Source organism: Nostoc sp. (genome assembly GCF_036916985.1).
GTDB lineage: Bacteria > Cyanobacteriota > Cyanobacteriia > Cyanobacteriales > Nostocaceae > Nostoc.
Map to the genome: position 1 here is coordinate 1 of NZ_JBALFD010000068.1, position 25755 is coordinate 25755.

Genomic DNA, 25755 nt, shown 5'->3' on the forward strand with positions numbered 1-25755 from the left:
CTGTTAAATCAAGGAGAGTTAATTATTAAATGGGGAAGAAAAGTTAAGAATAAGGGCAATATTACTATTGCAAGTTAAATGTGGAATAGCTTATACAAGTTCTAGGAAAATAAAAAAGTGTATATCACCAACCATGATCCCAGTTGAAGAAGAATTCAAAAATCAGAATGGGCTACGCCCCGCTACGCTAACAGGAGCGGCTTTTGTCTGCTCCTGAATTTTATTTAGCATATCTGTTTTATGAATAGTCAGTATATTTTCAGTGCGATCGCCCAACTGTGTAAGCTGCGATCAGCAAGAAAACCCCAACGGTTAGTTGATTCAGGGCAAAACTACAGTGATTCCTCCCAAGCGCAACCGTACTAGTCCTCGTGATTACGATCGGGATTTATACAAAGCCTGTCAACGCAAGTGAAAACTTTTTTTAGTTAAACTTAAATTTTCTGTGATATATTTATGTAGTCAAGAATACCCGTGATATAGATAATATTGTATTAGATTTTAAAACATTAGTATTATGTCTAGTCAAGAACAAAATTCCAATAAAGCATTGAATCAAACACAAGCTAGCGGAACAAAAAAGAAAATACAACCTCCCCCAGACATCAAAAAACCAAAGAAAACCGAATAAAAAGCGTCACGTCGCAACTCTCAAGGTCCCCAAAGAAGTACGCTCCTCAAAATTCAATAGCAACCAGCAAATCCCCGACTTATTAAATAAGTCGGGGATATTTTTGATTACGAATAACTCAGGATTGCTATAGAGACTTAAATGCAATTAAGTCTCTATAATTACCATCAAAAATCAATCAGCTTATTTATTTTTTGCTTGAGTCTTTGCCTGTTCTAAAGCTATTTCTTTGATTGCCTGATATGAATTAACATTTGAAGTACCTTCAATAGCTTTAACAGCCAAATCCTGAACTTGTTTGAGAGCGGATTCAAGTTGCTTAGAAAGATTTTGAATTCGCGTTTCTTGATTCGTAATAGTTTGTTCTAGAGATTGCAGCCTTTGTTCATAGAAACGCTTTTGTCCTTCCACTTCCTTAGAATATAAATCTGATTTTATTTTAGCTTGGTAGTGAGCAATACCTTTGCCCTCTTCCGTAGCTTTTTTAATGGCTGCTTCTTTATCTTTCGGGAAAGCCTCTACCTTAGCTTTTAACTCTTCAAATTGTTTCTCTCGTTCAGAAATCGCTTTCTCCCGTTCAGCCCATTGCTTTTCTGTTTCTTGTAGTAATTCTTCCAGTTGCTTATATAGCCCTTTCTGCTCTTGTTCGTATTCGTCATTTTGCAGTTGCCGCTGGAGTTCTAAATTATACTTATACTCTGAAGCATCACGTTGTCGAGTTTTATTCAAGTTTTCATTCCGCTCTTTTATCGTTCGTTGCTGTTCCTCCTGTTCTTTTCCCCAAGCATTCCTTTGCTCTAGTATTTCTTGAAATAACACTTCAGAACGTCGGGTATATTCTTCCTGATAAGCTTTAGTATTATCTTCATAGGCTTGGATGAGAGTATCCAAGATATCATCAGAAATTTCTAAATTGTGCAACTGCCTTAATTGTTGAATTTCTTCTTCTAAAGTTCGCCTAATTTCTTCTAATTTAGAGGATTTTGTGGTTAGCTGTTCTGATAATTCATTAGCAGCACTGCCAAAACCTAATTGAATCTTCGCCAAGCTTTCAATTGTATTATTCATCTTTTGTTGGACACTAGAAAGCTGATTCATAGCTGTTTTTTGTTCTAATTTAGGCTGTTCTTTAGTTCCAGACTGGTTTTCTTTGCCAACTTTATCGAGTTCCGATTTCAGTGCTGCTTTTTCTTTTGCTAACTCCTCATACGCCTGAAGAATTTCTACTTTAGTATTCTTATCAGTCGGTTTTTTTCCCACCACAACAAACCTCCTCTTCAGGAATTAAAGATGATTAAGATGCTATAAACTCACAACTATTTAGGATTAGAATTACCAAAAGCCCTCATAGCTAAGTCTTGTGCTTGTTTTAATGCAGTTTGTAATTGAGCAGAAATACTTTCTATTTGCTCAGACTGTTTCTTAATTGTTTCTTCCAGAGATTGAATTTTTTGTTCATAGCTCTGTTTGTTAGATTCCCATTCTCTTTCAAATAAATCAGCCTCAATTTTAGCTTTTTGGCTTGCTTCTTTAATTGCTTCTTCTCTAGCTTTCTTAACGGTTTCTTCCAGTTCGTTAGGAAATGTAGTTACTTTTTGTGCATAATCTGCAAAGAGTGGTTGGCGTTCAGCAAATATTTTTTCTCGTTCTGCCCAATCTTTCTCTTTCTTTTGAGAATTTTCTTGTATTTCCCTTTGTTGTTGGCGCTTTATTGCTTCGTAGCTGTCTCTATTGAGTTTACGAGTAGTTTCTAACTTATATTGAGATTCTTCTTGTTCTTGCTGGCGATCTTTGGCTAATAACTCATTATATGCTTGGAGTTTTTCTTCATACTCTGCTTGCTCTTTTTGCCATTCTTTTCGCCTAATTGTAATTTCTTTCTCTAGGGCTTCCCTTTTACTAATAGTATCTTGTTCGAGGATTTTTAATTTTTCTTGGTGTTCTTGACTTAAAACGTCTAGAGTATCTGCAACAACTCTGATTTGTTGCAGTTCTTGTAGGCGTTGAGTTTCAATTTCTATAGCTCTGTTTAATTCATCTAACTTAGAATTTTCTTGAGCTAATTTTTCAGATAATGCATTAAGAATACTGCCAAACTCCAGTTGCAAATCAGCTAAACCTTTGACAATACTATCAACTGTATATGCAGAAGCCGCTTGCAGAATTTCTTGACTTTTTGCCTTTTCTGCTTCCTCTTGTTTGGTTGCTATTTTAGATTCCAGCTTTTTTCTTTGGATAATAATTTGTTGAAATGCTTGCATTAGTTGTTGTTTGCTGTCCTTGACTCCAACTGTAGTCATCTTCCAACTCCCTTCAATAGGCAAATGATTTATTGGGTAGCAAGCCATACTAATGACTACCCTATGCAGACATCAGAGTAGCCTTTGAATTAACATTTTTAACGCAGTGGAAATACTGAAATGATCCACATCCGACACTTAAGTGGCTACGAATTTTCCACAGATATGTCCTTCTGTTTTTCAGGTATAGTTTTCCCTTTGAGCCTTTATAGTACTTTTGTACTAAAATAAATATACCTAAGCGAATCTCCTCTTGTCAAGACAAATTATTTAGAAGCTTGTAGCCATAGTGATTGACGATTAGGAAACTGCTGTGGTGTATGTTACTTTTTGTAAAGAAAATCTAAAAGAATTAACCTGAGCCGAAGCGCGGTTACAGTAAAGCGGGATAATAGATTCAATTAATCCTAATTGATACAAGCACAGTCCTAGACTTTTGTGATATCAATGTACACCACTGAATCGACCAAATACTCTGCTAGAACGGACATTGGACAAACCAGCCGTATTCTAGTAGTAGAAGATGAAGAATTAATCCAGGAAATGCTAGCTGTAGCTCTGGAAGAAGAAGGTTATGGGGTGATAACTGCCCCCGATGGGCGGTCTGCTATCGAGTATCTCAAAAGTTTTGAAACCAATTCAGGGGAACTTCCCTTCGATCTGGTCATTCTTGATTTGATGCTACCTCAAATCAATGGGTTAGATATTTGCCGTTTACTGCGTCATCAAGGCAACCCAGTACCTATTTTAATGCTCAGTGCTAAGGGTAGTGAAACTGACCGAGTTTTGGGGTTAGAGGTGGGCGCTGATGACTATCTGACTAAACCCTTTAGTATGCGTGAATTAGTGGCTCGTTGTCGCGCTTTACTCCGCCGCCAACGCCTCAGTAATTTACCCCAAATACCAGTATTAAAATTTAAGGATGTCTCCTTGAATCCCCAAGAATGTCGTGTACTGGTTCGCGGTCAAGAAGTCAGTCTTTCTCCTAAAGAGTTTCGCTTGCTGGAACTGTTTATGAGTTACGCCCGTCGGGTATGGTCACGCGAACAATTGCTCGATCAGGTTTGGGGCCCGGATTTTGTCGGCGATAGTAAAACTGTAGACGTTCATATTCGGTGGTTACGCGAAAAATTAGAGCAAGACCCCAGCCATCCCGAATATATTGTGACTGTACGAGGTTTTGGCTATAGGTTTGGATAATTAGTTGCGATAGTTGTTAGTTTTTATTAGTCAGCAAGAAACTAACAACTCAAATGCTTTTATTGGGATTTTTTCTGGGTTTAGCGGTAGGCATTGGGTTTTGGGTTTGGCAACAGGTTCAACTTAACCGCTACCTGGGGCGCTTACTCCGACCGTTAACCTCCCATTCTTACAAGATGGGACTGCTGTTGATTCCTGGTTTGCGGCAAGAAATAGCGATGGTGAAGCAACAGCGACAAGATTTGCAACAGTCGTTGCAAACTTACCAAGACCTGCTAGATTTTGCACCAGTGGGATATTTGCAGGTGGATGAGGAAAATCAACTGCTGTGGTGCAATCGACAGGCGCAGGAGATTTTGTATTTACAAAGATGGCAACCAGAACAGGTGCGCTTGTTACTGGAGTTGGTACGGTCTTATGAACTCGACCATTTAATTGAGCAAACTCGTGATTTGCAAAAACCACAGACGGGAGAATGGATATTTCATCCATCTTGTGATGATGCGGCAGAGATGGCAACAATCAAATCTCTAGCTTTGCGGGCTTCTAGCTTGCCTTTACCCAATGGACAAGTGGGAGTCTTTTTAGAAAATCGTCAACCCCTATTAGATATAAATCAAGTACGCGATCGCTCTTTTTCTGATCTAGCACACGAACTCAGAACGCCCCTAACTTCGATTCGCTTAGTTGTAGAAACTTTACAAAACCGCTTAGAACCACCTTTAAATCGTTGGGTTAACCGTTTGATGCAGGAAGTTGATCGGCTAATTAACTTAGTGCAAAGCTGGTTAGACCTTACCCAAATGGAAGCAAACCCAAATATCCAATTGCAAACCAAAGCTGTAGAATTGCGATCGCTAATTACATCTGTTTGGGAAACTCTAGAACCCTTGGCAGGGCGTCAACATCTGTCTTTTTCTTATTCTGGCCCCGAAAATATTTGGATTAAGGCAGATAAAGCCAGGATTTACCAGGTTTTTCTCAACTTGCTAGACAACAGCATTAAGTACAGTCCTCCTGATACAAGCATTCACGTCCAAGCAAAAATCCGCTCAACAGATAATCATGAGAGCGATGCTGTTTCCCCAATCCTGGAAATAAATCTGATTGATTCTGGAGTCGGGTTTTCCGAGGCAGATTTACCCCATATTTTTGAGCGATTTTATCGAGGAGATAAAGCCCGAACCCATTCCCCTCAAGATAGTAACTCTATTGGGGCGATCGTTGGTAATGGATTAGGATTAGCGATCGTTGAGCAAATTCTCATCGCCCACGGTGGTTCAATCAAAGCGATGAACCATCCAGAAACCGGTGGTGCGTGGATGCAGCTCCAATTTCCTGAAGTTATGGCAAACTCCCTAAGCCAAGACTATAGTTAGTAATATCTTCACCTTTGAGACAACAAGTGTGAAAGCCGTCGATTATACTCCCAATCCTCAAAGACCACAACTAGCACGCGCCATTAGGCGCTTAGAACGGGATGTATTACGCATGGGTGCTTTGGTAGAACAATCGTTTCGCCTCAGCCACCAAGCGCTATTTGCTCGTAACTTAACAGCAGCAGAAGAACTTCCCCGATTAGATAAAAAAATCGATCGCTTTTATAGACAAATCGAGTCAGACTGTACGGCGATTATGACGCTGCAAGCGCCTACGGCTCCAGATTTGCGCTGTTTAAGTGCCTTTATGCAGTTGGTGCGAGATTTAGAGCGCATTGGCGATTATGCTGAAGATTTGGCTGAGATTGCGATTAAAATTTTTCCTTATGCGCCTCATACATCAATGCCCGACATTGAAGCTATGTCCCTTCACGCTCAGGCGATGCTAGCAACTAGTTTAAAGGCCTTGGGAGATTTCGATGAAGCCGGTGGACGCCGTTTAAAGCACCTAGATGATACTGTAGATGATGCCTATGATCGCGTTTATCAGACTTTAGCCCAACAACGAGATGTGCCTGGTGTTGTAGAGCCAATTGTACTACTAGCACTGGCAATTCGTTGTCTGGAACGTATGGCAGATCATGCCACTAATATCGGTCAAAGGGTAGCATATATTGTCACCGGTCAACGTTCTTAATTGACATGCTGCCCAGATCCCTAACTTCTTGAAGAAGTGGGGGTTCTGAATCCAGTGCCCTTACAGCATGGTCTATTTACCTGAAAATAGCTGTAAAAAAAATGAATTAACTAAATATTTTACTAAAAGCTTACCTTTTCTTAAACTTGCACAATTAAAGTAACAAATAAATAACTAAAAAGTCCTGATTTATCTCACTGATAGATACCCAAAATAAAAAGCTGTTGCCATCAGAAAATTTTGAGTTACTTCCTACCTCTAATTGAGAACAATAAACTTTCAGATATACAGGTAGATTTTGATGCAAATTATTAGAGTTTCTTAATTATTAGAAGTAGCAAGATTCCCTGATAATTTTGAATTTACGGTTAATTATGTATTCCACAAGTTCTACTTCAAACTCTTTTGCCGTATCAAATAGTTCTGCATTCAGAGGACAATTACCCCAGCAGATATTTACCCGTAGGGAAGTAATTCCACCTCAAAATGATGTACTTTGGCGTATTGAGCATGGTGCAGTTCGTACCTTAACATGGAGTGAAGATGGAACATTTATCACTCTCGGTTATTGGGGACTGGGGGATCTGATTGGCTATCCTTTGTCTAGGGTCAAGCCTTACCAAATTGAATGCCTCACTGGCGTAGAAGTAAGCATTGTGCCACCTCATCTGTGGCATCAAGAGATTAATGCCTTGTTGTCTCACATTCAACAGGCAGAGTATCTACTAAGTATTGTCCATCGAAAACCAATTTCGCTACGTCTATGGCAGTTTTTGGTATGGTTAAGTGAAAAATTTGGACGTGATATAGATAAGGGCAAATTAATTGATCTAAATGTTACCCATCAAGATATTGCTGAAGTGTTAAATACTACGCGAGTAACAGTTACCCGACTCCTACAACAGTTGGAGGAAGAAGGAACAGTCTTACGTCACAAACGCCGCATTATTTTGCGCTTACCAAATAAATTAATTAAAAATTATAGTTCAGCACGATATTAAATGACTTGTATTTCTCACAGGATAAAGGTATAATCGTCGCTGTGATTGTGTGTAAAATTCCTGAAAGTAAAGTGCTTTAAGCATTTTACCGCGATTGGATTAGTAGGTGTGAGTGAGAGTAAATAACATGACAAAACGATTCTGGAATCTTTTTAAGGTTAGTCCGGTTGTGCTGGCTGCTGCATTTTTCGCTGCGAATAGTGCTTTAGCTGCTGAAGTCAACGAAACAAATGTTTCCCAGTTATCTGAAGCTCAAGATTCTAATAATATTGATCAGGTAACATCAGTTTCGCAATTTTCGGACGTACAGCCCACAGATTGGGCATTCCAAGCTTTACAATCCTTGGTTGAGCGCTACGGCTGTATTGCAGGTTATCCCAACAGTACTTATCGTGGGAACCGTGCTTTGACCCGTTATGAATTTGCCGCAGGTTTGAATGCCTGTTTAGACCGGGTTAACGAACTGATTGCTACAGCTACAGCCGATTTGGTCAGCAAACAAGATTTAGCTACTTTACAGCGCCTACAAGAAGAATATGCTGCTGAACTAGCAACCCTGCGCGGTCGTGTAGATGGATTAGAAGCTCGCACTTCTGAGTTAGAAGCTAATCAATTCTCGACTACCACCAAGTTGGTTGGGGAAGCAATTTTTGGCATTTCACAGGCTTTTGGTGGTAACACAGCAATTCCTGCTGGTACATCCAATAACAATTTGAATTCCAACACGACTTTTGGGGATCGAGTTCGTTTGAACTTGTACACCAGTTTCACAGGTAAAGACCAGTTGCAAACTAGGTTAACTGCTGGGAATATCATCAACAATAATACCACTACTGGCGCAACCGGTACTAACATGACCCGCTTGGGCTATGACGTGACTACCGCAGACAACAGCGTTAGCGTAGATAAAATCAACTATGCTTTCAACTTTAAAGACTCAGTGCGTGTCAAAGTTGATGCTACCGGTGGTGAGTTATACGAAAACGTTGATGTTTTCAATCCTGACTTTAGAAGCAGTGCTACAGGTGCTATTTCTCGTTACGGACGTTTTAGCCCAATATATCGTCAAGGTCAGAATGGTGCTGGTTTGACTGTTACTTTCAATCCTAACGGCCCTATTAGCCTTACTGGTGCTTATTTAGCACAAAGTACTAACAACGGTGCTATTATTAATGCCTTTGGTGCTAATAATCCCGGTGCTAATAACGGGCTGTTCAATGGTGATAGCACTATCTTCGGACAGTTATCTTTCAAACCCAGCAAAGCCTTCAATATCGGTCTGACCTACGCCCATAGCTACCTAGCTGGGAATGCTGCTAACAACAACCTCTTCCAAGGTACAGGTAGTGCTTTTGCCAATAACCCATTTGGTAATAACAGTCGCACAGAATCCAACAATTACGGTGTAGAAGCTACCTTCCAATTTAGCCCGAAGTTGGCTCTCAGTGGTTGGGGAGGTTACACAACTGCATCAACTCTTACTGGTGCTACTAGAGATGCAGAGGTTTGGTACTACGGTGCAACACTTGCTTTGAGAGACTTTGGCAAAGAAGGCAACGTTTTAGGTATTATCTTTGGTCAACCACCCAAAGTTACTGGTGGTAACATCAAAACAGGTAGTCCTCTTGACTCTGGTACCTCCTATCACTTAGAGGGTCTTTACAAGTATAAGGTTTCCGATAATATTCAAGTCACTCCTGGTTTGTTGGTAATTTTCAATCCAGAGAACAACAACAATAACGACACTGAATATGTAGGTACTCTACGTACTACCTTCACCTTCTAAAATTGGTGATGAAATCTAAAGCTCAGAATTAGATAAACAAAAGCCCACCTCAAGGTGGGCTTTTGTTTAGGAAGAAAATTGGCTGTGTTAGCTATGTCGGATTATAATCTGGCTGATTGGATATATCTTTTGGCGGGCGATCGCTACTCCAAGCCCACCACACAGAACCACAGTGACAGTAGTAGAACTCTTGCCATTTGCGACGACGGTCTTCTGTAAGTACAGGCGATCGCCGATTTAGCCAAACTTTTTCAGCTTCTAGGCTACTTGAGTGGCAGTTAGGACAGCAAAAATTGTATGCGTGTACTGCCTGATTTGTCCATTCAGGCGGGAGGGGAGCAAAAGCATCCATGTAGTTACAAGTGTAGTCTCAATGGTGATCCAAAACTTTGAGGTTTTGAATTTGGCGGCAAAGGAATACTATAAAATTCCGCCACACGATCAAACTGCTTAATCAGTATTTTCATGTCTTGATTTAAATCTATTCAAGACCGCGATCGCATCTCACAAATCAAAGGTTAACACGAAAAGTTTATTTTTTACATAACTAGTTACTATGCACACTATGGCTAATAATTAAACTTATGGAGCCAAATATTGAAATTCGCCGTTTGTTAGATGTGATGCCTGCTTCTGGTCGGATGACGACAAAACTTGTTAGTAAGCCAGAGCAGGCAAAAGTGATTGACGCGTCCTTTCCCCAACCTTGGAATCAGACGCGACCAATATATATTAATTTCGATTTGTGGCGTCGCTTGACAAAGCCGCAACGAGACTTGCTGCTATTGCAGATGGTTAGCTGGTTAACGGGGGTAAAGTGGTTTAAACCCGATATTTATCAAGGTGCAGTGTTAGCTGGGTTGTTAGGCGGATTCTTGGAAGCAGCACAGTCAGATGTAGTGGGTGTAGCTGTAGCTGGGGGATTAAGTGCGATCGCTGCTTTGCGGATCTGGCGTACTAATAAATCTCAAGAGTCAGAGTTAAATGCCGATGCTGCTGCAATTAAGATAGCACAGCGACGCGGTTATTCGGAAGCTGAAGCAGCACAGCACTTACTATCTGCAATTGAAGCGGTAGCCAAAATTGAAGGGCGTGCCAGTTTCAATTTTACCGAGTTGATTCGTTGCCAAAATTTACGAGCGATCGCAGGTTTATCACCAGTGGGTATACCAGAAAGCTACGATAAATAGAAATGGAGAAAAATTAAATAATCTCCTGATTATTTGATAAATGAATAAGTTTTACCTCAGATTGTAATAGCATCTGTGGCAATATTTTTTCTCGAAATAAATTTCATTTTCAACTAACAATGTTAAACAAAAAAATCATCAAATATACTTCGAGATTATCTTTTCATTCTCCTTGGTTTATTATCATTATTTTTTCTGGTCTTGGTTTAATAGGTATTCTCAATCATTCGATGTGGCGAGATGAATTAAATCCCTGGCTTATTGTTAGAGATAGTGAATCTTTGGGAGATTTAATTACAAATATTCATTATGAAGGTCATCCTATTCTATGGTATTTTTCTCTGATGCTTCTGATCAGAATAGTAGATAATCCTATTATTATGCAAATTTTTCATTTGGCGATTACTGTTGGTTCCATTACTATTTTTTGCCTATATAGCCCTTTTACATATCAACAAAAATTTCTATTTTCCTTTGGTTTCTTTCCTTTTTACGAATATCTTTTAACTTCTCGAAACTATGCTTTTAGTATGCTGTTTCTTTTTGGAGTCTGTACACTTTTTTCATCCAGAAAAAAGACTTATACTTATTTGGCAATTTTATTAGGTTTACTAGCAAATAGTAGTGCTTATGGTTTATTAGTATCATTTTCTTTATCATTGACTTTGCTAGCTGAATTTTGTTTTGATAGTGAACATCGACAGCAGTATTTTAGTCAAAGCCAAAAGTATGATTTGTTTTTAAGTATTGTAATTATCACCTTTTCTTTTATTTTATCAATTTATATTATTACTCCTCCGACAGATAGTTATCTTTATGGTGGGTTAAATGATGGTTGGGTAATCCAATTAGATATCCATCATTTGTTAATAAGCATGGGCAGAATATTTGGTAGTTATTTATTAATTATTCCTGCACATAAAAAAATACTAGATTTAATTGCTTGTGCGCTAATTACTCTATTTGTTGTAATTTTGACCTTGATTAAATTATCTAAAAAGCCAGTTCCTTTCTTTTTCTACATTATAGGTAATTGTATAATATTCGCCTTTACCTACTTCAGGTTTATCGGTGGTTCTCGGCATTATGGACATTTTTATTTAATTTTTATAGCAGCTTTATGGCTGGCAAGTTATTATCAAGAGTCTCCAGTTTTACTCAATAAGTTTTCTATTCGTCCAAATTCAATTACATTTGTTCAGCAATGGCATCATATCGTTTTGATGATAATTCTTTATATCCAGTTTGGGGGAGGTATTTATAATTTTTCAAGAGATTTAGTTGTCCCATTTTCTGCCAGTCGGGAAACAGCCCAATATATTCAAAAAGCTGGGTTAGATAATGAGTTTATTGTCGCTAGTCGAGATGCAACTATGGCTCCTTTGTCGGGTTATCTCAATCGAAAGTTTTACTATCCTGAGCTTCAAAAAATGGGAAGCTTTACCCTATTTAAAAAAGGTCGTCAAGAGGTCGAACAAGCTGAAATATTAAGCCAAATTAATTTTCTCCTCAAGAATCAAGATGAGGAAAAGAAAATTTTGCTGATTTTAAATCAAAAACTGAATGTCAACCGCAATGATTTGAAAATTGTTCCAATCAAAGATTTTGAGAGAAGCTGGACGAGTGATGAACTATATTATCTTTATTGGGTAGATGCAGCATAAGGATAATCAGGGTCATTTCATTACTATCTAGCCCGCCTCAAGCCTTTGGACGACAGGTACAAAGTATTGAGCCTCCAACTAGCGCGATGACGGTTTCAGTATATCAATGATGAAATGATGTTTTTTACATCCTTTGACTAGCTTGCCACCACTGATAACTAGTTGCAAAGGGTGAAGCTACTCTACACTGGAATAAGAGAATGTGTATTTAACTGAACTTAGATGTTAGAGACTGAGGAGTTTATTGATACCTTCTCGGTGTTGGTTATGAAGTGCTTACCTCGTGTGGTAAAACTTAAGTTAAATTCTGTCAGTTACTAACGGAGTTGATGGGAATGGGTAACTTTATTATTTTTGCCTTGATAGTCGTTTACGGAGTCGGCGTTTTGAAATTTTGGAATGGGTTTGAGCGGACTAATTTTAATCCAGCCTTGAGCAATCGGATTCGTTTATCTTTGCTATGGCCGGCTTTGTTTATCACAAATCAATCCTATCGTCGAAACTTTAGAAAGGCGTTGAAGGGCTAGGTCTTAGTATTTAGGTGTATTAAGTCTAACATCATACGATTTTGACAGTTGACATATATCTCAATATAAATCTGACCAGCTAACCTCCCTTCCTTAGTAAGGAAGAGAGGTTGGCTTGCTCTTTTTAGGAGGGAGAGGAACTAGGGAGGGATAAGTTCGTTAACCGTTGGAAAATATTTCAGCTGATGACTTTACGAATTATTTACCATTGGTTAATAGATGGATTGCTCCACCGACAGCGGCACCATCAATAGCATTACCAAGTGTATCTCTGCTATCGCCAGTAACCACGCCTGTTACTGCGCTAGCCCCTGCACCGACTCCGATATCTTGAGCGGCGTTCCGGTGACGGCGGCCGCGAGTGTCTCTCAGACCATTTGCGCCATTTACGGCTGCACCTGTCACACCACCCTTAACAGCATTGCCTAATACACTACCATTTCCCCTAACAGCTCCGGTGACAACATTGGTAACAGCACCAATACCTGCGTCTCTTAGTACTTGGTCATCAGCGGCAGCGGGTTTGGCGGGAACTAAAGTTACACCAGCTAAACTTGCAGCCATGAGGCTGGATAGAAGTGTGCGTTTTAGGATTTTGTTCATTGTATTACCTTCTCAAAACATCAAACAATTGGCTAAAAACCAAAGTTACAGGAATCTGATAAAATCTGATTTTTTCATCTGAATAACAGCAACTATTTATTGTTCGAGTACACATATATCATTGCATTTGCAAACTCTAACTACATCTACTGAAAGCATGAATATAGATTCAGTCTACAGAAGGCCTTGCTGATTTATTAGACCATACGAGGGATTACATATTGACAAAATCAATAAAGTATGGGGTTGGGATTTTTCATTCCTAGCAAGTGATTTACATGAAAAAGCGCGTAGTGTTTACCCTATCTATCTCAAGATAGTTGGCAAAATAATTAAACTAACTCGTTGGTGTCTTAGTTTAGCAGCCAAGCGTTGCGTAGGCGTAGCCCGTCGTAGACATCCCTCCCATCTTGTTTTGTAGCAAATTACCCTGATTATCCCATCAGCGCAACCAGGTCATAGGAAGCTGCTCACATTTCACCCTATAGAGGTTCTGAGGATAATCACCCAGATAATGGACTTCTGCTACGTGCAGATTTACATACTTTATTCGACCTTGACCTTTTGGGTATTCACCCAGAATCTTTACAGATACAATTTCATCCAAAAGTTCTTACTACTAGCTATAAAAAGTTGGATGGCAGAAAGCTAATATGTTCTGAAATTAAACCAAGTCAATTAGCTCTTGAGTCACGATGGAGGCTATTCTTGAAACGTCTTTAATCCAATGATTGAATAGCTTAAAAATTAAGTAATTAGACTATTATTAATCATACTAATAGTCTAGTTGTTTTATCTTTAATTTCTCAAATTTAAGGTTATGTTCTTGCCCAATTCTCTAAATTAATCCCCTGAACTCTCAGCAAATCGGAGTCATTAGAAACCAAAATTAAACCGCGTGCGATCGCTGTAGCCGCGATCAATATATCTTGTTCTTGTATGGTCAAACCCCTACGTTGTAAATCCACATGGATTTCACATGCTCTCTCAATAATTTCTATATCATCCAAGAATAAAATTTCATATTTTCTAGAAAATTGATTAAAATCCCCTAGCTGCCTTGTAGCATTTGCATACAAAAGTCCTCTTTTAACTTCATAATAAGTTATGCAACTGATAAATACTTCTTCTCCTGAACGATTAGCATCTCGTAATTTGCTACCAACAGTTGCATTTCTCCTCAAAATATAACTAACAATATTTGTATCTAATAAATAAGTCACTTTATCTATTTTCGCTTTACTGCTTCATCGTACATTTTGATTTGCTCTGGGGTCAAATCATTTAACGTACCGGAAACCGCTTCTAAGACAAGAACCTTATCAATTCTGCGGGTCAGTTCATGTTCGGTAATAGCTCTCATTTCTTCTGGTGAAAGCTGCCCAAAGAGTTCTATCAACATTTTTATCATTTCCTGTTGGTTTAACTTAGTTTGATATAAGCTATTACCTTTAATGAGCTTTTCAACGATTAGTAATATGCGGTTACTCAGTTCTTGATGATAATTAGCAACTTCTGGCATAATTCCCTCCGTTCATCAAATAATTATCTTAATTATAAACAATCTTTTTTAGCGCCCCTCTGCATAAAAAAAGGCGGGCAAGATGCCCACCCCACAGTATTTTGAAAATATTCTGTTGCTATTAACCCAACAATGCCTTTGCTTTAGCTAACACATTATCAACTGTGAAACCAAATTTCTCTAGGAGAACATTACCAGGAGCGGAAGCACCAAAGCGATCGATACTAACAGTATCACCTTCAGTACCAACGTACTTGTGCCAACCGAAACTGCTAGCGGCTTCTACAGACAAACGCTTGGTGACAGCTTTCGGCAGAACGGACTCTTTATAAGCTGCATCTTGTGCGTCAAACAAATCCCATGCGGGTAGTGAGACAACACGGACTTTCTTGCCTTCAGCTTTGAGTTTTTCGGCTGCGGTGACGGCGAGGCTCAATTCGGAACCAGTGCCAATCAGGATGATATCAGGCGTACCTTCGCTATCTACCACGGTGTATCCACCCTTAGCCACGCCCTCAACTGATGTACCTGCTAAATTGGGGACATTTTGACGAGTGAACGCCAATAGGGTAGGAGCGTTTTGGTTTGCCCTTTCAATTGCTATTTTGTAAGCCCCAGAGGTTTCGTTTCCGTCTGCGGGACGAATTACTGTCAGGTTAGGAATAGCACGCAGGGAAGCGATGGTTTCAATTGGCTGGTGTGTGGGGCCGTCTTCACCTTGTCCAATTGAGTCGTGGGTTGTTACCCAAATCACGCCAGCGCGGGAGAGGGCAGATAAGCGGATGGCAGCACGCTGGTAGTCGGTGAAGATTAAAAAGGTAGCTGCATAGGGAATCAATCCCGAACCATGTAGCGCTATGCCATTAGCGATCGCGCCCATACCATGTTCCCGGACACCAAAGTGGATATTACGGTTTTGGTATTCTCCTTTTTGAAAGTCACCGATACCTTTGAGTTCGGTCAAGTTGGAATGGGTTAAGTCAGCCGATCCACCAATTAACCCAGGTACAACAGCCGCCAGTTTGTTCAGAGAAATTTCTGAGTGTTTACGGGTGGGCAAACCCTTGTCTTCGGGGGTGTAGGTTGGGAGTACTTTATCCCAACCGTCGGCTAGTTTGCCACTAATGTAATTTTCAAATTCAGCCGCTTCTTGGGCATACTTGGCTTTGTAGTCGGCGTATGTTTTATTCCACTCAGTTTCGTAATTAGCACCGCGCTCAACTGCTTTGCGGAAGTGATTCAGGGCTGCTTCTGGAACTTCAAAAGGCTCGTATTCCCAACCCAAATTTTTCCGAGTTAAGGCAACTTCGTCTGTACCAAGGGCTGCACCGTGAACACCGGCAGTGTTTGCCTTGTTGGGGGAACCGAAACCGATGGTGGTTGTCACCTTAATCAAAGTTGGCTTATCGGTGACAGCTTTAGCATCGGCGATCGCTTTTTCAATTCCGGCTAAATCGGTATTGCCATCTTTGACATGGAGGACGTGCCAGCCATAAGCTTCGAAGCGCTTGGAAACATCTTCGGTGAATGCTACATCTGTAGAACCATCGATCGAGATGTGGTTGTCGTCGTACAGAGCAATTAGTTTACCTAATCCCAAGTGTCCCGCAAAAGAAGCAGCTTCACCAGAAACGCCTTCCATGTTACAACCATCACCCACAATTACGTAAGTGTAGTGGTCAACAATTTTAGCATCGGGTTTGTTGAACTTAGCAGCCAGATGAGCTTCGGCGATCGCTAAACCGACTGCATTGGCAATTCCCTGACCCAAGGGGCCAGTTGTGACTTCCACGCCTTCTGTTTCAAAGTTTTCTGGGTGTCCAGGAGTTCTAGAACCCCATTGACGGAATTGCTTAATATCTTCAATGCTTACACTGTCGTAGCCTGTCAAGTAGAGCAGGGCATATTGCAACATTGAGCCATGACCGGCAGACAAGACAAAGCGATCGCGGTTAAACCATTTGGGATTCTTGGGATTAAAGCGTAAAAAGCGATCCCAAAGTACAAAAGCAAAGGGAGCCGCGCCCATTGGTAGTCCTGGGTGTCCCGATTTTGCCTTTTCTACGGCATCAATCGCCAAGAAGCGGATCGAGTTAATAGCTAGTTCTTCGACGGACAATTCTTTGAGGGATTGGGTTGCAACAGTCATAATCTCTTGTTTTTAGCGACGGGTTAGCACTCTTCGTAGATTCTTTTGCTGGGGTAATTTTAGATTCCCCACACTATCTTCATCATCCCACTCCCGCTTGTGGATGGACAAGCGGGATCTCCTGAGTTTGTGGTGATAAATCAAGCTGATAATTTGGTCATGCTGAACGCTTACTTTATATCCGAATGTTCTGATACTTTGGGCATTGGGCAAAACAGTTCCGAGTTCCGAGTTCCGAGTGCTGAGTAAAGAAATGAGATTCCCCACTCAGCAAAGGCTAAACGCCCCGCTACCGCTAACAGCACTCATTCCTCAGCACTCTTAAGGGGCATTGGGCATTGGGCATACAAGTAAAAAGAACCAAGTAAAAAGAAAGATAAATTCAATATTTCTTTTAACTTTTAACTTTTAACTTTTAACTTTTAACTTGTTTCTCTCCCCCTGCCCCCTGCCTTCTTTTAAACGTATTTCTTAAAAGCCAATGTGACATTATGACCGCCAAACCCGAAAGAATTGGATATTGCTACCTCAACTTTTTGAGCGCGGCTAGAGTGAGGCACGTAATCTAAATCACATTCTGGATCGGGATTTTCTAGGTTGATTGTCGGGGGAATTTGGTCATTAGCGATCGCTAGTACTGTTGCTACTGCTTCAATCCCGCCAGAACCGCCTAATAAATGACCTGTCATCGATTTTGTGGAGCTAATTGCCACCTTATAAGCATATTCTCCCAAGGCTTTTTTGATTGCTGAAGTTTCAGTTGAATCATTAGCTGGGGTGCTAGTGCCGTGGGCGTTAATATAGCTAATCTGTTCGGGAGTTATGCCGGCATCTTTGAGGGCTAGTTCGATGGCTCTCGCGGCTCCGAGTCCACCGGGTACAGGGGAGGTGATATGGTAGGCGTCACAGGTCATACCATAGCCGATCATTTCCGCATAAATGTGAGCGCCGCGACTGATGGCGTGTTGCAGTTCTTCTAGAATTAAAATTCCTGAACCTTCACCTAAGACAAATCCGTTGCGATCGCGGTCAAAGGGACGGCAAGCATGGGCTGGATCATCATTGCTAAAAGAGAGTGCCTTGCAGGCGGCGAACCCAGCTATCGACAATGGTGTGACAGCTGCCTCTGTTCCCCCGCAAATCATCGCCTGGGCATATCCCCCTTGAATTAAGCGAAAAGCGTCTCCAATGGCGTTGGAACCAGCAGCGCAGGCAGTTACAGGACAGGAGTTTGGCCCTTTCGCACCCGTGTGAATTGCCGTTAATCCTGCGGCCATATTGGCGATCATCATCGGGATCATGAATGGACTACAGCGATCGGGGCCACGGTTGAGGTAGATAGTTTGCTGGTCTTCTAATACCTTAATGCCACCAACGCCAGAACCGATCATGACACCGACCTGTTCTGCATTCAGGTCATTGATCACTAACTCCGCGTTAGATAGAGCCTGTTGTGCTGCCGCAACCCCAAACTGGGAAAACCGATCCATGCGCTTGGCTTCTTTGCGCTCCAAGTAATCATGCGGATCGAAGTTTTTCACCTCACCAGCAATTCGGCAATCATGGCGAGACGCATCAAATAATGTGATGTAGTCAATGCCATTGCGTCCACTTAATAATCCATCCCAATATTCTGTTGCTGTGTTACCTATAGGTGTAATCGCGCCAACACCAGTTACAACAACGCGTTTACGTGTATGATCTGTCATGATTCAGTTAAAAATGGCGAAAAAGCAGCAGGCAAAAAATTCGAGGCTAGCGACTAGGTACTGGTGAGCCAGCACGGTCTTAAAGGTTTCCTTTATGAACGACTGGCGTCGGGTTTCCAGACTTAGAGCGACTGGCATTAGCTACCTTAAGAGCGTTACCCAAAGGTGACTAGCTACGGGAAAAAATCTTCCCAATCCCCAATCCCCAATCCCCAATCCCCAATCCCTAATCCCCAATTAAGCTGATGCGGTAACTTTGTTATTGATGTAATCTACTGCGTCTTGAACCGATGTAATCTGCTCGGCAGCTTCGTCGGGAATTTCGATTTCAAATTCTTCTTCTAAGGCCATCACCAACTCAACAATATCCAGGGAATCTGCTCCCAGGTCTTCCATGAACTTGGCTTGTGGTGTGACTTTATCAGGGGGTTCAACACTCAATTGTTCAACGACTATTTTCTTGACCTTATCAAAAAGTTCCACTTGGCTCATAAATAAAAGTCCTTAACCACTTGCTACGATCTACTCTTTAGAGGAGATATTGTTTTTAGCATATACATCTTATCGTCAAGCGCGATCGCCCGCATACTGTCAAGAGTTTTTCTGTCAGAAAACCTCTGCCATTCCTAAAATAAACGGGGTAAGCTTTCTGGAAAAATTTGGCAGTGGAGCAGGCTACGCCATCGTCGATACTGTGTAAATACTTTGTTTTTTCAATTATTGCTAAAATTTTTTACAATGTCTCGGTCGGTATTTACAGCCTTGCTAGCAATCAGAATATGGCGATGCTACAGCTTTTAACCTAGACGGTTAAAGGGTTGCTAAACGTCAAACATCAGAATTTTAGTGCTAACAAGGGATGATAAAACAGTTATTGTTTAGAGCGATCGCTCTAATCCAAGCATACTTCTATGGTATCTCAGACACTCAAATACGCTTACTTCCCCGGTTGTGTTGCCCAAGGGGCCTGTCGGGAACTTTACCAGTCAACTCAAGCCCTTACTCAAGCACTGGGTATTGAACTGGTTGAACTTAAAAAAGCTGCTTGCTGCGGTTCCGGCACATTTAAAGAAGATTCCCAACTACTAGAAGATACAGTCAACGCCAGAAATATCGCTTTAGCAGAAGAATTAAATCTGCCCTTACTTACCCATTGCAGCACTTGTCAAGGTGTCATTGGTCATGTGAATGAACACCTCAAAGAATGCCAAACAACTAACCCTGTTTACATTGAACAGGTTAATGGCTTGCTGCATAAAGAAGGCTGTTCGCCTTATCGCGGTAGTACTGACGTTAAACATCTTCTTTATGCCTTAGTAACAGATTACGGTTTAGAGGAAATTACCAAACGAGTCACTCAGAAGTTAAGTGGATTAAAATGTGCGGCTTTTTATGGCTGTTATCTCCTCCGCGCCCAAAAATCCATACCTTATGACGACCCCTTCCAACCAGAAGCAATGGAAAATGTATTTCGGGCGGTGGGTGCAACACCCATTTATTACCGAGGTCGGACACAATGTTGTGGTTGGCCGCTTTCTAGTTATGCGACTACCCAATCTTTCAAAATGGCGGGGATGCATATTCAGGATGCTTTAACATCTGGTGCTGACTGTATAGTTACGCCTTGTCCTCTGTGCCACTTAAATTTAGATTCCCGTCAGCCAGAGGTAGAAAAGGTGATTGGACAGAAGCTAGGTTTACCAGTGTTGCATTTACCCCAGTTGATTGCTTTAGCACTTGGGGTTAGTCCAAAAGAACTGGGTTTAGAACGTCATGTTGTTTCCACAAAGCCAGTGTTGGAAAAATTAGGATTTTAGCTTATTGGTAGTGGCATAGGAATAAAAAGATCCCCGATTTCTTGAAGAAATCGGGGATCTAAGCTTTGTACTTCATGCAAAAGAAAACTGCTGTATTATCTTAGGGACTTCCAAATAAAAAATATCCAATTAACTCTTGTGGGATGGGCGACACGATAGCCCTATATGGACTGGGCGGGCAGGATGCCCACCCCACAATAAATATTGGATAATTTATTTCTTGGAGTTCCCTTAATCATTGTTATTTTTGATTTGACGTTGCAATTGTTTTAGTGATTGATAGATATCTGGTAGACGACTATAAATAGCAGATGCTTTGAGATATAGTTTGTGAGGAATGGCTGGAGTTCCAGAGACAATTTCTCCTGGTGGAACATCATGTAAAATGCCAGTTCGAGCCGAAGCGATCGCACCATCACCCATTTTCGCTTGATTGGCAATTCCTACTTGCCCAGCTAAGATTACCCGATTTCCAAGTTTGACAGCGCCAGCCATACCAGCCTGACCAGCGATCGCACAGCCAGAACCGATTTGGCAACCATGACCTATTTGGACTAAGTTATCAATGACTGTACTGCTACCAATGCGTGTTTCTCCGACGGCTGGGCGGTCAATGGCGGTATTGCAGCCAACTTCGACGCTATCTTCTAGGACTGTGTAGCCAGATTGTTGCATTTTGAACCAACCAGTCTGGGTGGGAACAAAACCAAAGCCTTCTGCACCGATGACAGCCCCACTATGAATGACGCAATCGGCACCGATGCGGGTGCGTTCGTGGATGGTACAGTTGGCGTGTAAGATGGTGCGATCGCCGATTTTGGCATCTGGATAAATCACCACATTAGGATGAATTATTGCACCATTACCAATTTCTACCCCTTGTTGAATCACAGCATGGGGGCCAATATAAACATCACTACCAACTTTGGCGGTAGAGTGAATCACAGCAGTGGGATGAATTTCTGGAATGGGGCGATATGGTTGGTAAAAAAGAGCGATCGCTTTGGCAAATAACAGTCGCGGATCTGAGGTTGCTATCCAGAGAATACCGCTCTCGTTTGCAAGCACCTGCAAATTTTCGTCTTGGGGCAAAATTAAAGCAGTAGCATTGGTTTTGCTGATAAAAGACCCAAATTTTGCCCCTTCAACGTAGCTGATAGTACCGTTGGTAGCTTCATCAATGGCTGCTACCCCTGTAATCTCTGGGTCATGGTCTGGGTCGTTAGTCAGGCTATGATGGGTAGCCGTGTCACCAAATTGGCGGAGGATTTCGCTGAACTTCATTGTTGGGTGTATTCAAAATTGATCTACGATAGCAAGATAATTCTCCCTCTTTATGCTCCAGTACAATAATTTTGTAGACGGGTAGCAAGCGACTGACAAATAAAAAAATATTCAATTAACTCTTGTGGGGTGGGCATCATAATAAACTAGGCGGGCAAGATGCCCACCCCACAATATCGGATAATTTATTTCTTGGAGTTCCCCAATCAGGTAATCAGACCCTTACTAGCTTCGCTTCAGCTTGACATACTTCACCGACATTCTTCTGTCGATGGCTCTCGTTGTAAAGATGAGCCTACTTTTTGGGAATCTTGTCTCAGTAGCGTCTTGAGGCGTTGATTATCTTCAGCGGCGATCGTTTCACCATAGTGATGAAGTTGAAAAAGCTGACAATAACGGTTTTGTTTGGCGCACATCAAGCAGCCGTATGCATGATTACCGTTAGTACCGCATAGCCGATGTCCCATCACTGGGCCCAGAGAAGTATTTTGCTCACTAGCAACAGTGCTGAGAATTGAACGCAATTTTGACTCAAATTCCAATGACAAGTATTGCTTACGTCCTGGTTGTGTACGATCCCATTCTGGAACGATTAATTCCTGTTTTAACAGACTCGTTTCAATCTCTTCAGACATGACAAGCCCAGACAGAATAACGTGATGGGAAACATGGGGTAATAGTGTGCGTGCTAATTGCCACATTAAAGCTTCATCAAACCACTCTTCAACCAGTGGGCGCAGATACCAACAACATGGAATGCCAAGGTTTACTAAATCTTGCAACAACTGTACCCGACTCTGAATTGAGGCTTGCTCATAGCCTGGTTTTAAGGGTGGTAAACTAACAAAGACAGTAACTCGAAGTGAATGAGGCCGCTGTAGAGTTTTTTTGAGTCGCTCTAGAAAAGATTGACCAGGATAGACTTTGGTGGTGATGTAAACTATGTTGGCAGCTTTGCGGTCAATCAGTGCATCCAGAATTGATAGTACACGTTCTCGATGGGCTGGAATAAAGGGATCAGAGTAGTCGCATAGTGAAATCGGAAAGCCCTTTTGTCCCTCCTGGGTAGCAAAAATGCAGTCTAGCAAAGAATCAAGCAGGTCAACTGGTGCTGAGACATCCTGAAAATTTTGTGGATAGTGATGCCAGTCACGGTCTTGATGACAGACACAATAGGCACATTCAATGGGACAACGATTCTGGGCATTTGGTAGAAATGGATTGAGACTAAAGTATTTTACGGCACGCTCCTCATCTGGAACACCAAGTACTGGAAAACCATGCAACATATACTGGCTCCCCTGCAACGTAATTTCAGACGCCGTATTTTTATCAGTGTTCATATATTTTTTATGAAAAAACGAATACACCCTGAAAATTTTGACTTCTCTAGGTTGACTGGTGTGAATGTAGAGTGGCAAGGTGGTAAATGCTAGAAGATTAGTACAAATTTTGATAAGTAAATATAGTTAAGTAGCGATCGCTTGTTCTTAAAGAACAGGTAAATAGTTGAGGTTAACACGGAGACTCTATTGCTAGTAAGCTTTAAGAGTAGGGGTATACTACGATGTACATACTAATGCTAAAACCTAACTTGATGAGTCTTCATTTGCTGTTTTAACCTAATTTAAGATAGAGATTCTTTATCTTCTAGAAAGTTCGAGTTGTGAAATGATTAATAATATCCAAGAATTAAAAGAGCGTTTATTTAGTAGTGAAATAGTAAAAAATGAGCAAGAGCTACAAGGATGTACCCCAGAGGAAATTGCATACATTGAGAGTAAATATGGAGTTTTGCCAAGAACTTACAGGGAAATCTTAGGCTTACTTGGGCATAGTGCCGGAAAGCTTATTAGAGGATCGGAATTTGAGTTTTATTTCGATCAACTTATTAAAATGAATGAGTGGCAGCAAGAGATTATCCTTGAGTCCATTGCTGAGGGGGAAGAATGTACACCTTTACCTGATAATGCTTTCTGTATCTGTGCTTTACATGGAGATCCGTGGTTTATTATTGCTAATGGACAAGATGACTGTTGTGTTTATTTTCTACATGACGATGGCATCACAATCAAAGAGTCCAGTAAATCTGTAATGGATTGGATAGAAGGATTTGTAGAACAAGTTGAATATTTAATAAGGAGAGGACTAAGATAAAATTTTCAAGTTGTCTTTTTGAGAATAGACTTTAACGATAACCCTTATATAAGTCCGCTACATTAATTTTGATAAATTCGTAGTAAAGACTTTAGTCCTTATTTTCTAAGAACTAAAGTGTGGACTACTAACTATCTTAAACTGTCATAATCCCTGTGGAGTACTAGTACAGCACGGCGGAAGTCAACCACCCATCCTAAATCAATAAAAACCTTGCGGTATAGGAATTACGAATTACGAATTAGTCGCCATTGCTATACCTGCTAAATAACTGGTTGTCCAAGCACTTTGGAAGTTAAACCCACCAGTAACGCCATCAATATCTAAGATTTCTCCGGCAAAATAAAGACCAGGAACTAACCTACTTTCCATCGTCTTGAAGTTGACTTCTTTGAGGTTGACACCGCCACAGGTAACAAATTCTTCTTTGAAGGCTCCTTTGCCGTTGATTAAGTATTTTCCCTGAGTAAGTTCTTGCACTAGTTGATTTAAAGTTTTACTAGATATTTCTGCCCAACGGTCTTCTGTGGTAATACCTGCACGGGCAATGATATATTGCCAGAGACGATGCGGGAGATCAACGCCGCGATGCAATGCGATCGCTTTCTTTCCCCATTCATCCTTAACTGCTAAAACTTTTTCTCGCACTTGTTCCTGGTGCAAACCAGGTAGCCAATTAATCAATAATGTGGCTTGATAGCGGCTTTCGTGCAGAACTCTCGCACCCCAAGCCGAAAGCTTCAAAACAGCCGGGCCACTTAAACCCCAGTGGGTAATTAGCAATGGCCCAGTTTGTTGCAATTGGGATTTTCCACCTGTAGATAAGCGCAACTGGGCAGGGTTAACGCTAACTCCAGCCAATTCCCGCAATTTTTGATCGACAATGTTGAAGGTAAATAATGAGGGTACTGGCGGTTCAATTTGATGACCTAACTCTTGGACAATTTTATAACCTGCAAGGCTGCTACCAGTCGCTAAAAGTAGGCGATCGCATTTAATCGTTTCTTCCGACTTCAAAAGAATATCAAACCCCCCATCTGCTGAGGTTCGTTTCACTGAAGTTACATGCGTACCGATACGGAGTTTAACCCCAGATTTCGCCACCGCTTTAATCAAACATTCCACAATGGTTTCTGAAGTATTGGTGACAGGAAACATCCGCCCATCAGCTTCAGTTTTGAGATAGACTCCGTGAGTAGCAAACCAAGCTACTGTATCTTGGGGCCCAAACCGAGTCAAAGCCCCCCGCAAAGCTTTTGCACCTCTGGGGTAATTTTGCACCAATTCCTCAGATTCAAAGCAAGCGTGAGTCACGTTGCAGCGTCCGCCGCCAGAAATTAGCACTTTCGCTAGGGGTTGGCGACTGGCTTCGAGTAATGTAACTTCGGCTTCAGGATTGGCTTTAGCACAAGCGATCGCGCCAAAAAATCCCGCTGCCCCACCCCCAATAACTACAATTTGTAAAGGTAACAATTTCAAAAATGTCTCTTTTACAGCACCTACTTTCTAGGCTAGCTGTTATTGGCATTGCTGCACTATTAAAAACGCCACCAAGTTCTTTGGGCGTAACTGATAATCCCGATCGCGATCGCCCCTAGTAGCAGTAGCCAAATTATTCCACCTGGAATAAAAGTAAGAATACCAAATCCTCTCAGTACCCAGACGGCGACACTAATGCCGAGAAGGATACCAAAAATCTGAATTAATCTACGATTTAAAGAAGATTGACTCACCTAATTTTCCTCTCAACTCAACAGAACATTACACTTGATATTGACAATTAAGATATGAAGTTACGATGAAGTTGTAGTTTCATCAGAAATAACACGTAAAAATGGAGAGATGGTATCCAAATTTTGGAGTAAGGTGCTTGATATTAGCTCGTGTTTGTGCCATTCTAGCTGTTAATAACGCAGTTTTTCATCTACAAGTATTCTTTCGATAAATTTCACTTAAGTATCAATTGTGTTGATTGTGATAAGAAACACATTTTTTAGAGTAAAGTGAATGAAATAATTAGCAGAAAATCATCGTTTCCGGAAAAGATAAGCATTAGACTGGAACTAAATTAAATGGGTTGGATCTAAATCAAGCTTTATGGCTTGTAGTTTCAACTCAATTTAGGTGGATGAGTTGAGG

26 protein-coding genes are annotated in these 25755 nt (G+C 41.1%); 13 read left to right on the forward strand and 13 right to left on the reverse strand.

Going from position 1 to position 25755, the window contains the following annotated elements; genetic code table 11:
* The first annotated feature begins 240 nt into the window (after window positions 1-240).
* Window positions 241-366, forward strand: coding sequence for a hypothetical protein (locus V7L07_RS23075; RefSeq protein WP_335061193.1), 126 nt, complete (start codon window positions 241-243; stop codon window positions 364-366).
* A 448-nt stretch (window positions 367-814) separates the two neighbouring features.
* On the opposite strand, the gene V7L07_RS23080 is transcribed toward V7L07_RS23075, so the two are convergent.
* Window positions 815-1894 carry a hypothetical protein gene (locus V7L07_RS23080; RefSeq protein ID WP_335061194.1) on the reverse strand — a complete coding sequence of 360 codons (1080 nt, stop codon included), beginning with the start codon at window positions 1892-1894 and terminating at the stop codon, window positions 815-817.
* Between the two features lie 53 nt (window positions 1895-1947).
* Window positions 1948-2931, reverse strand: a complete 984-nt coding sequence (locus V7L07_RS23085) for a hypothetical protein (protein ID WP_335061195.1) — start codon at window positions 2929-2931, stop codon at window positions 1948-1950.
* 447 nt (window positions 2932-3378) lie between these two features.
* On the opposite strand from V7L07_RS23085, the gene V7L07_RS23090 reads away from it, so the two are divergent.
* The 5 genes from V7L07_RS23090 (at window position 3379) to V7L07_RS23110 (ending at window position 8994) form a co-directional block, all read left to right on the forward strand.
* Complete coding sequence (locus V7L07_RS23090; RefSeq protein WP_179065367.1) at window positions 3379-4131, forward strand: winged helix-turn-helix domain-containing protein; 753 nt, start codon at window positions 3379-3381, stop codon at window positions 4129-4131.
* Between the two features lie 53 nt (window positions 4132-4184).
* The gene (locus V7L07_RS23095; RefSeq protein ID WP_335061196.1) at window positions 4185-5510 is read left to right on the forward strand and encodes a sensor histidine kinase; all 1326 of its coding nucleotides are present in this window, start codon (window positions 4185-4187) and stop codon (window positions 5508-5510) included.
* A gap of 28 nt (window positions 5511-5538) precedes the next feature.
* Window positions 5539-6207, forward strand: a complete 669-nt coding sequence (phoU, locus tag V7L07_RS23100) for a phosphate signaling complex protein PhoU (protein ID WP_334694389.1) — start codon at window positions 5539-5541, stop codon at window positions 6205-6207.
* Window positions 6208-6578: 371 nt separating this feature from the next.
* Window positions 6579-7208 carry a Crp/Fnr family transcriptional regulator gene (locus V7L07_RS23105; protein WP_442936078.1) on the forward strand — a complete coding sequence of 210 codons (630 nt, stop codon included), beginning with the start codon at window positions 6579-6581 and terminating at the stop codon, window positions 7206-7208.
* A 127-nt stretch (window positions 7209-7335) separates the two neighbouring features.
* A complete protein-coding gene (locus V7L07_RS23110; protein WP_335061198.1) occupies window positions 7336-8994 on the forward strand; it encodes an iron uptake porin in 1659 nt (552 codons plus the stop codon).
* A gap of 91 nt (window positions 8995-9085) precedes the next feature.
* Here the strand turns inward: V7L07_RS23110 and V7L07_RS23115 are convergent, their stop codons facing one another.
* Complete coding sequence (locus V7L07_RS23115; RefSeq protein ID WP_334694392.1) at window positions 9086-9346, reverse strand: hypothetical protein; 261 nt, start codon at window positions 9344-9346, stop codon at window positions 9086-9088.
* A 232-nt stretch (window positions 9347-9578) separates the two neighbouring features.
* Here V7L07_RS23115 and V7L07_RS23120 point away from each other — a divergent pair, with 232 nt between their 5' ends.
* The 3 genes from V7L07_RS23120 (at window position 9579) to V7L07_RS23130 (ending at window position 12375) form a co-directional block, all read left to right on the forward strand.
* Window positions 9579-10184 (forward strand): DUF3318 domain-containing protein, encoded by a 606-nt coding sequence (locus V7L07_RS23120; RefSeq protein ID WP_335061199.1) that lies wholly within the window; start codon window positions 9579-9581, stop codon window positions 10182-10184.
* A gap of 119 nt (window positions 10185-10303) precedes the next feature.
* Window positions 10304-11848, forward strand: a complete 1545-nt coding sequence (locus V7L07_RS23125; protein WP_335061200.1) for a hypothetical protein — start codon at window positions 10304-10306, stop codon at window positions 11846-11848.
* 335 nt (window positions 11849-12183) lie between these two features.
* A complete protein-coding gene (locus V7L07_RS23130; RefSeq protein ID WP_334694395.1) occupies window positions 12184-12375 on the forward strand; it encodes a hypothetical protein in 192 nt (63 codons plus the stop codon).
* A 198-nt stretch (window positions 12376-12573) separates the two neighbouring features.
* Here the strand turns inward: V7L07_RS23130 and V7L07_RS23135 are convergent, their stop codons facing one another.
* The gene (locus V7L07_RS23135) at window positions 12574-12978 is read right to left on the reverse strand and encodes a hypothetical protein (RefSeq protein WP_335061201.1); all 405 of its coding nucleotides are present in this window, start codon (window positions 12976-12978) and stop codon (window positions 12574-12576) included.
* A 474-nt stretch (window positions 12979-13452) separates the two neighbouring features.
* On the opposite strand from V7L07_RS23135, the gene V7L07_RS33550 reads away from it, so the two are divergent.
* Entirely contained in the window at window positions 13453-13701 is a 249-nt protein-coding gene (locus V7L07_RS33550) for an HNH endonuclease (protein WP_442936079.1), read from the forward strand.
* A gap of 95 nt (window positions 13702-13796) precedes the next feature.
* Here the strand turns inward: V7L07_RS33550 and V7L07_RS23140 are convergent, their stop codons facing one another.
* The 5 genes from V7L07_RS23140 to acpP all read right to left on the reverse strand — a co-directional run bounded on the left by V7L07_RS23140 (window position 13797) and on the right by acpP (window position 18850).
* Window positions 13797-14201 carry a type II toxin-antitoxin system VapC family toxin gene (locus tag V7L07_RS23140; protein WP_335061202.1) on the reverse strand — a complete coding sequence of 135 codons (405 nt, stop codon included), beginning with the start codon at window positions 14199-14201 and terminating at the stop codon, window positions 13797-13799.
* A 5-nt stretch (window positions 14202-14206) separates the two neighbouring features.
* Window positions 14207-14500, reverse strand: a complete 294-nt coding sequence (locus V7L07_RS23145) for a hypothetical protein (RefSeq protein ID WP_335061203.1) — start codon at window positions 14498-14500, stop codon at window positions 14207-14209.
* Window positions 14501-14621: 121 nt separating this feature from the next.
* A complete protein-coding gene (gene tkt / locus V7L07_RS23150) occupies window positions 14622-16649 on the reverse strand; it encodes a transketolase (protein WP_335061204.1) in 2028 nt (675 codons plus the stop codon).
* A gap of 458 nt (window positions 16650-17107) precedes the next feature.
* On the reverse strand, window positions 17108-18358 hold the full coding sequence (fabF, locus tag V7L07_RS23155) for a beta-ketoacyl-ACP synthase II (RefSeq protein WP_335061205.1): 1251 nt from the start codon (window positions 18356-18358) through the stop codon (window positions 17108-17110).
* A gap of 237 nt (window positions 18359-18595) precedes the next feature.
* Window positions 18596-18850, reverse strand: a complete 255-nt coding sequence (acpP, locus tag V7L07_RS23160; protein WP_179065427.1) for an acyl carrier protein — start codon at window positions 18848-18850, stop codon at window positions 18596-18598.
* Between the two features lie 49 nt (window positions 18851-18899).
* Here acpP and V7L07_RS23165 point away from each other — a divergent pair, with 49 nt between their 5' ends.
* Window positions 18900-19058 carry a hypothetical protein gene (locus V7L07_RS23165; protein WP_334776800.1) on the forward strand — a complete coding sequence of 53 codons (159 nt, stop codon included), beginning with the start codon at window positions 18900-18902 and terminating at the stop codon, window positions 19056-19058.
* Between the two features lie 211 nt (window positions 19059-19269).
* Entirely contained in the window at window positions 19270-20175 is a 906-nt protein-coding gene (locus V7L07_RS23170) for a CoB--CoM heterodisulfide reductase iron-sulfur subunit B family protein (RefSeq protein ID WP_335061206.1), read from the forward strand.
* A 231-nt stretch (window positions 20176-20406) separates the two neighbouring features.
* Here the strand turns inward: V7L07_RS23170 and lpxD are convergent, their stop codons facing one another.
* Window positions 20407-21459: a UDP-3-O-(3-hydroxymyristoyl)glucosamine N-acyltransferase gene (lpxD, locus tag V7L07_RS23175; protein ID WP_335061207.1), complete on the reverse strand. Its 1053-nt coding sequence runs from the start codon at window positions 21457-21459 to the stop codon at window positions 20407-20409.
* 251 nt (window positions 21460-21710) lie between these two features.
* The gene (locus tag V7L07_RS23180; RefSeq protein WP_335061208.1) at window positions 21711-22802 is read right to left on the reverse strand and encodes a hypothetical protein; all 1092 of its coding nucleotides are present in this window, start codon (window positions 22800-22802) and stop codon (window positions 21711-21713) included.
* Window positions 22803-23130: 328 nt separating this feature from the next.
* Between V7L07_RS23180 and V7L07_RS23185 the strand changes: the two genes are divergently transcribed.
* Window positions 23131-23616: an SMI1/KNR4 family protein gene (locus tag V7L07_RS23185; protein ID WP_334694405.1), complete on the forward strand. Its 486-nt coding sequence runs from the start codon at window positions 23131-23133 to the stop codon at window positions 23614-23616.
* Between the two features lie 234 nt (window positions 23617-23850).
* On the opposite strand, the gene V7L07_RS23190 is transcribed toward V7L07_RS23185, so the two are convergent.
* Complete coding sequence (locus tag V7L07_RS23190) at window positions 23851-25089, reverse strand: NAD(P)/FAD-dependent oxidoreductase (protein ID WP_335061215.1); 1239 nt, start codon at window positions 25087-25089, stop codon at window positions 23851-23853.
* Between the two features lie 65 nt (window positions 25090-25154).
* A complete protein-coding gene (locus V7L07_RS23195; protein ID WP_179065434.1) occupies window positions 25155-25349 on the reverse strand; it encodes a hypothetical protein in 195 nt (64 codons plus the stop codon).
* Window positions 25350-25755 lie beyond the last annotated feature (406 nt).